This window comes from Longimicrobium sp., from assembly GCA_036389795.1.
Lineage (GTDB): Bacteria > Gemmatimonadota > Gemmatimonadetes > Longimicrobiales > Longimicrobiaceae > Longimicrobium.
In genome coordinates, this window is the sequence record DASVWD010000139.1 from 91,111 (window position 1) to 100,882 (window position 9,772).

Annotated in this window: 7 protein-coding genes; 6 read left to right on the forward strand and 1 reads right to left on the reverse strand. The window is 75.4% G+C overall.

The features are described from left to right. Nucleotide 1 precedes the first annotated feature (1 nt). The 6 genes from VF746_18585 (at nt 2) to VF746_18610 (ending at nt 8,967) form a co-directional block, all read left to right on the forward strand. Nucleotides 2–3,400, forward strand: coding sequence for a hypothetical protein (locus tag VF746_18585; GenBank protein ID HEX8694436.1), 3,399 nt, complete (start codon nt 2–4; stop codon nt 3,398–3,400). Further along, a complete protein-coding gene (locus tag VF746_18590; GenBank protein ID HEX8694437.1) occupies nt 3,397–4,092 on the forward strand; it encodes a hypothetical protein in 696 nt (231 codons plus the stop codon). Before VF746_18585 ends, VF746_18590 begins: the two co-directional genes overlap by 4 nt. Beyond that, the gene (locus VF746_18595; protein HEX8694438.1) at nt 4,089–5,882 is read left to right on the forward strand and encodes a hypothetical protein; all 1,794 of its coding nucleotides are present in this window, start codon (nt 4,089–4,091) and stop codon (nt 5,880–5,882) included. The genes VF746_18590 and VF746_18595 overlap by 4 nt, the downstream gene beginning before the upstream one ends. Before the next feature lie 5 nt (nt 5,883–5,887). After that, nucleotides 5,888–6,550 (forward strand): OmpA family protein, encoded by a 663-nt coding sequence (locus VF746_18600; protein ID HEX8694439.1) that lies wholly within the window; start codon nt 5,888–5,890, stop codon nt 6,548–6,550. After that, nucleotides 6,547–8,688 carry a hypothetical protein gene (locus VF746_18605; protein HEX8694440.1) on the forward strand — a complete coding sequence of 714 codons (2,142 nt, stop codon included), beginning with the start codon at nt 6,547–6,549 and terminating at the stop codon, nt 8,686–8,688. The genes VF746_18600 and VF746_18605 overlap by 4 nt, the downstream gene beginning before the upstream one ends. Before the next feature lie 75 nt (nt 8,689–8,763). Beyond that, nucleotides 8,764–8,967 carry a hypothetical protein gene (locus VF746_18610; GenBank protein HEX8694441.1) on the forward strand — a complete coding sequence of 68 codons (204 nt, stop codon included), beginning with the start codon at nt 8,764–8,766 and terminating at the stop codon, nt 8,965–8,967. 233 nt (nt 8,968–9,200) lie between these two features. Here the strand turns inward: VF746_18610 and VF746_18615 are convergent, their stop codons facing one another. Continuing rightward, nucleotides 9,201–9,437 (reverse strand): hypothetical protein, encoded by a 237-nt coding sequence (locus VF746_18615; protein ID HEX8694442.1) that lies wholly within the window; start codon nt 9,435–9,437, stop codon nt 9,201–9,203. Between the last annotated feature and the right edge of the window lie 335 nt (nt 9,438–9,772).

Here is a 9,772-nt window from a genome sequence, read left to right on the forward strand (position 1 = left end):
GATGGCCACGCCCGCACGCGCCCGCCGGCTGCTGCCGCGCTTCCGTCCGCAGACCAACGTTCCCGACCTTCCCCCCGGCCGCTGGAGCGTGGTGGAGGCTCCCGCCGAGCTGGGCAAGCTGGAGGTGCCCCGCGACGACGACAGCGGGGCGTTCCGCACGCGCGTCCAGTCGGTCCCCAGCCCGTGGGCGCGGCTCTTCCTCTTCCGCGACGCCATGCTCGACCCCAACCACCCGGCCCGGGCGCTGGTGGAGAACGAACTCCTCGACGCGCTGGAGCTGGCCTGGGTGTCCGGGCCCCAGTCGCTGCGGCTGGAGACGGCGCAGGTGCGCGTCCCCGACCTGGTGGGGAGCGAGGTGACCGCGCGGGTGCGCGACTACGCGTCGGCGCTGGTCGACCTGGCGCCGCGGACGGCGCAGCACGAGACCCGCGAGGCCAGCGCGCTCCCCGTGATCACCCTCGCCACGGTCGACGGGCGGCCGGTCTTCGCCTCCTCGCCGTACACCGTGCTCTTCACCGCCGAAGACGCCGCCCACGAAGACTATCCCTACCTCTTCCGCTACGCCGCGGGGCAGCCCGCCCGCCCCCTGCGCGAGCGCGAGTTCTCGTTCCAGCGCTACGTGGCCACGGTGGTGCTCCCGCAGATGCTGGCGCCCCGCCCCGCGCCCTCGGAGCACGTGGACGGCGACGCCGTGCGCCGGGGGGTGGCCAACTGGCTGGCCGATGCGGTGGCCGACGCGCGGCGGGCCGCCGGGCCGCGGCAGGGCGAGCTGGCCACCCCCGAGAGCATCGAGGCGCAGGTTCGCAGGCTGTCCCTGCGCCACGCCGGCGAGCACGCCTTCGCGGGAGTCACCCTGTACACCGGCGCGCCGGGGCACCTCCCCAGCCGGTGGACGCTGCGGGCCACCGCCGGCCCCGAGCCGCGGCCCCTGGTGCTGGTTCCCGGCACCTTCGACGGCGTGTACGGCGAAGGGCTGCCCCGGGTGGAGCTACCGGCGGGGCTGGAGCGGATCCGCGACCGCGAGGTCCTTCCCGGCACCTCGCACCGGCGCCGCTGGGTGCTTCCCGAGACGGACTGGCTGGCCGACGCGCTGGTGATCCTGAGCTATCCCCTGGACCCCGAGGGGGCGTACGGGCACGGGTGCTATCACCCCGACTCCTCGGTGACCCAGGCGCCGTTCGCGCAGCCGCAGATCGCCCTTCCGCTCAAGCCCGACTTCTTCCGCTGGTTCCAGCCGGCCGAGGTGGAGCGGTGGCTGAGGATCGACGTGCCGCGCCCCGGCGAGGTGCGCGTGACGCTCACCATCCCGGTGGGGAGCGAGCACCCCGAGGAGCTCCGCGTCACCCTGCGCTACACCGCGGCCCAGATCCGGCAGGACCAGGGAGGGCCCGAGGTGGTGGTGTGGCCCGCCTTCCTGGCCGACGACTGGCCCCACTACGCGGTCTTCCGCCTCGACCCCGCCCCGGGGCCGATCCACCCCTCCACCACGCTCCGGCTGAAGGCGTTCGCCGACGGCGCGGAGCTCCCCGAGGACGGGCAGGCGCAACGCTCGGGCGAGGCGTCAACGTACGCCTTCGGCCGCGCCCCCACGGTGCTCGCCTTCGAGACCGACAGCGGGCCCGGGCTGCCGCCGCAGGCGCTGGGCGTGCTCCTTCCCCGCTACCGCGCCGCCCCGCCGCCCTCCGCCGACCGCTGGACGGTGGGGGTGGACTTCGGCACCTCGAACACCGTGGTGGCCATGCGCAGGGACGGCGTGCAGGAGCCGGCGGTGCTCCAGCACGAGCGGCTCCTCCTCCCGATCACGCGGGCGGGGGCCGACCTGCCCTTCTACACCGACTCGTTCTTCTTCCCCGAGAAGATCTCGCCCGAGCCGTTCAACAGCGCGGTGGTGCACGTGAGCGCCCTCCCGTCGTTCAACGCGCCGGGCCGCGAGCCGGTCGCGCTGCGGGTGAACGTTCCCTTCGCCGGGTGGGTGAAGGACGACGCGCGCAACCGCGTGGCCGACGACCTGAAGTGGTCCACCAACGACCGCGAGGAGTTCCTGGCCGCGGTGTTCCTCCGCAACGTGGCCGCGCTGGCGCTCGCGAGCGCCCGCGAGGCCGGGGTGCGGCCGGAGAACGTCACCTTCGCGTACGCCTACCCCCGCGCCTTCGAGACCGACCGGCTGAGCGACCTGCAGGCCCGCTGGCGCGGGGTGCTGGGCGCGTCCGACGGCGCGGGCGCACCCGGCTCGCCGCGGCTCGCCGCCCCGCTCGACGAGGGGCAGAGCGCGCTCCAGTACTTCCTGGGCCGCGGATCGGTGGCCGTAACCGGTGACGCGTCGGTGATCATGGATGTGGGCGGGGGAACGACCGACCTGGCCGTGTACGCGCGCGGCACCGCCCTCGTGCTCGACTCGCTGCGCTGGGGCGGACGCGACCTGGTGAGCGCGCGGGTGCGCCAGGCCGGCGTGACGGGATTCACCAACCCCTTCGTGCGCGCGTTCGCCGGGTGGGCCGAGCTGAACGGGCTCCCCGGCTCGCAGCTGGAGCCGCTGCGAAAGTTCGAGAAGGAGGGGCACGACGCCCTGGCGCTGGGCTACCTGCTGCGCAGCCCCTGGTACCGCGCCGACGGCGCGCTCCGCTTCCGCGAGAGCCCGGAGTACGGCGCCTTCCGCGGCGTGGTGCTGTACTTCTTCGCGGCCGCCTTCCACCACACCGGGCTGCTGCTGCGCGCGCTCGACGCCGCGCACCCCGACCTGCGCCTGGACGCGGTGGTGCTGGCGGGGAACGGGAGCCGCTTCCTGGAGTGGCTGCAGCGCGAGTGGGGAGAGACGGTCTCCAACCCCTTCCGCGACGTGCTGCTGTCCGTGCTGGCGGCCGCGCGCGGGGTGCCGCAGGCCAGGGCGCCGCGCGTGGTGCCGAGCATCGCCCCCAAGCACGAGGTGGCGCTGGGGCTGGTCGCCGGGGTCGACGCCACGAAGCTCGCGCTGGCCGCCGACGCCCGGGGTTCGGTGGTGGGCGAGTCGGTGCGCATCGAGCGTCCCGGCGGCGAGCCGGTGCGCTACGCCGCGACCTCGCGCATCGCGTCGCACCTGAAGGCCACCCCCGACACCATCAGCGGCATCCGCTGGGAGAGCGGCCCGATGGAGATCGACCGCTTCCACGCCGCGCTCGCCGCGGCCGCCCGCGAGCGCCTGGCGGGGGTGGGCGGACCGTGGCCCGCCTTCCCCGACCACCTGGAGCAGGCGCTGCGGGGGATGGGCACCGAGGGGATCCAGCAGGCCACGCGCGGACGGCTGGAGAGGCTGCTGCGGGAGACCCACGGCGCTCCCGGCTCCCTGTTCATGGTCGAGGCCGCGGCCGTACTCGACCACCTGATGGACGCGTTCTTCGCCTCGTACGCGCGAGGTGAGGGATGAGCCCTCTCGCGTGGGCCGCGGCGGGCGCCCTGGTCGGCCTGGGCGCCGCGCTGGTGCTGGTCCGCAGCGGCCTGGTCCCCTTCGGGCGCCGACGGCCGGAGAACGAGCCGGGTGCCGCCGACGGGGGGCGCGTGCGCCTCGCCCACGACGATCTCAGGGCGATCCGCGACGACATCCAGGGCCTGCACGTCGTCCGCGGCGACCTCAGGCACATCGCCGGCCTGCTCGAGCGGCTCCTCGAGGAAACGATGGCGTTCCAGCGAACGCGCGTGATCGCGTCGCGGCCGGAGCCGGCGGATGGATCGACGCGCGACGCGTTCCGGGAGCCGGTCCGGGAGACCTCGCCAGAACCCTCGCCGATCCCCGGCGCCGCAGCCTGGTCCGCACACACCTTCGCGCAGCCGCGTGAGCCCTCGCCCGACGCGGTGTCCGTGGAGGCCAGCAACGACGCCGTGGTTCCCAGCGTGCGCCACCCGCCCGAGGCGTGGCTGGAGCGCAGGGGGGGTGAAGGCGAGGTGTGGCTGAACCCGCGGGTGGCGCTCACCGACCCGGCGCTGCAGCGCTGGAGCACCTTCTTCGACTGGGAGCGGCGGGAGCCGGGCGCCCGGTACCAGGCCGACCGGCCCGCGGTGGTGACGTGGTCCGCCAGCGGCGGCAGCGTGCTGCGCAAGGGCGTGGCGAGGCCGCTATGAGTGAGTCGACGCCCGCGCCCCCGCCCCACGCCGCCCCGGCCCCGCCGCCGCGCCCGGCCGCGCCGAAGACCCTCGGGCGCCTGGCCCTCCCGCCGCGCGGGAGCCGGTCGGCCGCGGTCTACGAGTGGCTCGGGGTGCTCTTCTACCTGGTCGCGAGCGCGGCCCTGTTCGGCGTGCTGCTCGCGCGCGAGGAGGGCGCGACGGCGGCGGCGGTGCTCGGGCTGGTGGGGCTGGGCCACGAGCCCAACTTCGCCCTCACCGGCCTGATCGTGCTGGGATTCATGCTGGTGCTGCGGGCCTGGTGGAGCGTGCGCCAGGACCGGGCCGAGATGGCCGCCGAGGAAGAGGACGTGGAGTGGGTCAACCGGCACGGGCGCGAGGGGCTGGGGCTGGTGTTCGCCCCCGCGGCGCAGCGCGAGGCGCTCTTCCGCGAGGGCGCCCGCGAGTACGACGCCGAGGCGGGCGGCCGCGTCGAGACGCTGATCGACGACCGCGTCCGGCGGATCCTGGAGAAGGCCCGCGATCCCTACCTCCGCGTCTCGCCCGAAGAGCTACGGGGGATCGCGGAGACGCGCACCGCGCGCTACGGCGTGTTCGCCCGCTACGCCTCGTCGCTCCTCCTCCTCCTGGCCGTGCTGGGCACCTTCGCCGGGGTGAAGACGGCGCTCCCCGGGCTGATCGACGCGGTGTCGCGGACGGGCGGGACGCAGCCGGGCGCCGCCGACATCGCCGCGCCGCTGCGCGCCGTGGCCGACGCCTTCGGCGGCAACGCCCTGGCGCTGGTGGGCGCCATCGCCGTGGGGCTGATGGCGCAGGGGCTGGCTACCGGGCGGCGGAACCTGCTGGAGCGGCTGGAGCTCGTTTCCACCGAGTTCCTCTACGGCGGCCTGCACGCCGGCGGCTCGGTCGATCCGCTCACCGAGGCCGTCCGCGAGCTGCGCGAGACCGCGGCGTCGGTCCGCGACACGGGGCGCGCCATCGAGGGGCTCGAGTCCGGGATGAACGGGCTGTCGGAAAGCTTCCACGAGGCGTTCGAGCGGCTGAACGAGCGGCTGGTGGAGCTCGCCGCGCAGCAGGACGAGGCGCTGCACGAGAAGACCGGGAGCGAGCTGCGCGAGCTGCAGCGCCGGGTGGGCACGCTCGCCGAGATGGTCGAGAGCGTCGCCCGGGCCTACCACGGGATCGTCGACACGGTGCAGGAGCGCTCCCAGGCCTCGGAGCAGGCCATCGACCTGATGCGGCAGAGCGCCCTCGCGCTGCACGACGCGCTCCGCTCCCTGGGCGGCTACCAGGCAGGCGCCGAGCGCACCGCCGCGGGGGTCCAGCAGACGCTCGCCGCGCTCAGGGAGGGGAGCGAGGCGGTGGTCGCGCGGATGGAGGCTGTGGCCGACGCGGTGGGACGCGCGCAGCCGGCCATCGACACGGTCGACGTGATGCTGCAGCGGGTGGCCGAGCGCGTCTCCAGCGTGGACGAGCGCGCCGCGGCCGCGTGGGCCCAGGCGGCGGAGAGCGTGAACGGCCGCCTGTCCGCGGCCGTCGAGGCGCTGAAGGCGGCCGGCGCCCGCGCCGCGGCGCCGACACTCGCGGCGGCGCACGACGGGGCGCCGCGCGACCCCGAGGTGAGCGCCCTCCTGCGCCGCATCGCCGCGGCGCTGGAGGGGGAGCGCGGGCCCACGCCGGGGCAGCTGGCGGCGGCGCAGGCCGCCGGCACGCTCGCCGGGCTGGGGCTTGGATACGGCCTGTACCTGGCCGGCCGGGCCCTGCTCCCGCTCCTCGGCCTCGGGAGCTAGGAGCGATGCGGTCCGGCGTGGGAGACGAGGAGGGCGGCGGCGGGCCGTGGCCGGCGTTCGCCGACCTGCTGGCCGCCACCACCCTCCTCTTCCTGATCCTGTTCGCGGCGCTCGCCGTGCCGGCCATCCAGCGCGCCCACCAGGCCGACGCCCAGGCGTCGAACCTGGCGCGGATCGACTCCGTGCTCGCCGGGGCCGCCGACCGCCGCGTGAGCGTGCAGCGCGTGGGAGACTACGTGCTGGTGCGCATCGCCGAGGAGGCCACCTTTCCCAGGAACGAGCACGCCCTCGCCCGCCTGAAGCCCGAGGGGAAGAAGATCCTGCACGACTTCGGGCGCTTCCTCTCCGGGGGGCTGGTGGACGAGATCGACCAGGTGCAGGTGGTCGGCCACACCAGCAGCGAGGGGAGCGACGAGCGCAACTGGGTGCTGAGCGCGGCGCGCGCCGCGACCGTGGCGCTCTTCCTGATCGACAGCGCCGGCGTCCCCGCCTGCCGCGTGTCGGCGCTGGGGCGCAGCCACTACTACCCGGTGCGTCCCGACCTCGCCCGGGCGGGCGCGGGGGCCAACCCCGCCGACCGCCGCATCGAGCTGGAAATCCGCCCGCGGCTCCCGGGCGACACCGTGCAGCGGCACCGGCGCGAGGCCTGTGTCGAAGGCCGCCGGTGAGCACCGCCGCCCCCCGCTCGGCCGCCGCCCTGCGCGGCCGCCTCGACGTGTCCGACGAGGCGCGCCGGCACCTGGTCCGGGTGGAGGGCGAGGCCCGCGAGCTCCTGGCCGGGATCGACGCGCGCCGGGCCGGCGGCGATAACCCGGCGCTGGCCGCGTCGGCCGCCGACCTCGCGCGCTTCCTGGACGGCGCGAAGAGCCCGCTGCTGCGCGCCTTCGGGCGGCGGGGCGCCGACCTCGACGCGGGGGGGCTGGCCCGCAGGTCGCTCGACCACGCCTGGAACGCGGTCCGGGGGCGCGCCACCCGCGCGATCCAGCGCCACGACGCGGCGGTGGAGGTGGAACGCGTGCTGCGCCGCCTCCGCGACCGGTTCTCCGAGCGGCTCCCCTGGCACCTGGCGCGCGCGCTGGAGGTGGCCGGCGTGGACGAGGGCTCGCTCCGCACCCGCGAATCCGCGTGGCTGCGGGCCCGCCGCGCGCGGCTGGAGCGGGTGGAGGAGGAGCTCGCCGCAGCCGAGCGCCGGCTTCCCGCGCGCGTGGACGAGCCGCTGGAGGCGAAGCGCTGGCCCGACGCGGTATCGCGCGCGGAGCTCGCGGCGGCGGTGGAAGAGGCCGACCCGTCCCGCGCGGCGGGCGCGTCGCCCGGCCGGGCCGAGGCGCTGCGGAGCCTTGCCGCGCGGCACCTGGCGCGCCTGCGCGGACGCCCGGGAGCGGCACGCCCGGTCCGCGCGCTCGACGAGATCGCCGCCCGCGAGTCGGTGGCGGTGGTGGACGCGGGACTCGCGCCCGCCGGCGCCGACCTCGACGCGTGGGGCGTCCTCCTCCGCCACGCGTCGCGCAACCGGGCTCCCTCCCCTGCTCCCGCACCGGCGGCGGAGCCTCGCGCGGCGGCCCCCGCAGCCACCCTGTACGTGGTCCCGCTCTTCGGTCCCTACGTCCTCATCCGGAGGGGCGACGGCTGGCCGGTGCAGGTGCGGGGGCGCGGGGTGCGTTGCGGCGTGCGGGCCGAGTGCGTGGCCGCCGTCCCTCCGGGGGCCGACGCGGTGAGCGTGGACCCCGGGGCCTGGGCGGGGCCGCTCTTCGACCTTCCGGCCGACCCGGGGGGCCGCTGGCTGGAAACCGGCACCCCGGCCGTCGTCGTCCCCTTTGCCCGCATCTCCGCCGACCGGTGGCTGGCCGAGGTGGTGGCGCGGGGCACCCTGCGGGCGGGAGCGACCCCCGCCTGGGAGCGCCTGCCGCGGCGGTCGCGGACGTCGGTCCGCATCCTCGCTCCCGCCGGCGCGGTCGCCTGCGACGCGGTGCTCGCGACCGGAGAGCCCGTCCGCACCGAGCAGGCGTTCGGCTGGGAGACGCGGGTGGTTCCGCTCCCCCTGCGCGACCTGACGCACGGCTGGCTGCGCACCGCCTCCACCGAAGCCGGAGAGCGCGCGGTGCAGCACGAGCACGCCTTCTTCCGCGCGCTGGAAACGCGGACCACGGGGCGCTCGCCGCGGTGCCTGGGCCGCCCCGCACGGGAGCCGGGCTATCTCTACGCGCCGCCCGTGGCCCTGCCCCTCGCGTCGTCCGCCTCGCTGCGGGCGTGGCGCGACCAGGATCCCCGCGCGCTGGTCGCCGCGGCGGCGCGGCTGTGGCGCGAGCTCTCGGTGCTTGGACTCGGCCTGGGGATGTACCACCCCGCGACCATCGGGTATCGCGTGGCCGGGGGGCCGCCCGGGTCGCCCGGCGCGCTGCACGCGGTGGCGCTGGCCGCCCCCCTGGGTACGCTGCTCGGCAGGCCCTACCGCGCCGCGCCGGCCGACATCCCCCCACTGGATCGCCTGGGGCGCCTTCCGCCCCATCCAGCCCAGGCCGCGGGAACGCCCGCGAGCCGGGAAACCGAGGCGGCGCTGTTCGCGGTCTACGCGCTGGACCTGCTCGCCGAACGTCCGCTGCAACGCATACCGCGGCGATGGGACGACTTCGTCGCCCGGCTCTCGGCCGCGCGGCGGACGTTCCGGGAGCCGGAGGTGGCGGCCGGATTGGTCGACGGGCTCACGGAGGGAGCTTCGGGCGACCTGGTGCTCCGGGTCGGGGCGCTCGCCGGGGATGAGGATGAAGCGGCCACTCCGGACCCGGCGCGCGGGCGGCGGGGGGAGTAAAACTCCAGAAGGCCCATCATCGAGATGAAAATCCATCCGGACATGCCCGATGACGGCCCCGCGCAGAGGTGGGCGATGCACTCGAAGACACGCCGTTCCTGGACCGTGCGAAGCCTGGTGCTCGGTTGTGCGGCGGCCCTGCTGCTGGCCGTCTACGGTCGCGTCGGGGACCGGGAGGACGGTCCAGCTCGCGACGCTCCGTCTTCCCTGCCGCTGGGCCGCTACCCCGCGCTCGGCGGCAGCGACGTCGACTGCCGCGACCTGGGCTACGCCGTCTGAGTCGACGGCCCCGATCCCTATCGGTTGGACGCCGACGGCGACCGCATCGGGTGCGAGCGGTACCTGGGCAGTTCGATCCCCGACAGCGCCCGCCTGCGCTGAGCCGCTAGCAACCGTGCCGGGCGCGCGAACTCGAGGACCCACCCATGTGGCCGCTGCGACGAATGCCAGGATCCAGCGGATGTCTTCGTCCGGCCTCCCCGTCCGCGGCCGGGCGCGCCCGCTGTCACGCGCTACCGCCCGGGCCGCAGGGATCGATTGGTGACCCAGAGCTCGGCCCCGGCGCCATGGTCGGTGGCGCCGCAGTACAGCACGATCGCGACCGTGAAGAGTTGGCTCGCTCGATCCTGAAACGCTCCGCGACGGAAGCCGGGCTCCGCGAGTCCGTGACTCCGCACATGATCCGGCACATCGTGGCCACGCTTCTCCTCGAGGAAAGCGTGGACATCCGCCAGATCCTGCTCGGACACCGCTCGATCCGGACGACGGAACTATATACTCGTCTGTCGTCCGAAGCGCAGAGACGCCTCCTGAGGAGCAAGCCTCCGCGGCGACAATTTCCGCTGCCGGAGTAATCCGATACGTACTTCGGTGTCGCCTGTAGCGTGATCTAGACGACATCTTTAAATTCCTCCCACCACGAGCCCCGCCGTCGGAAAGTCTAATAACTAGAGATTATCAGGGATGCAAGACAGCCTTGGCGACGGTCGTCCGCTGCCCCAGCGCGGGCAGGGTTTCGCACTGGAGCGGTACGCCGGCGCGTTCGAGCCGCGCTCCGACTTGAGCTACCGCCTTATCGAACGAA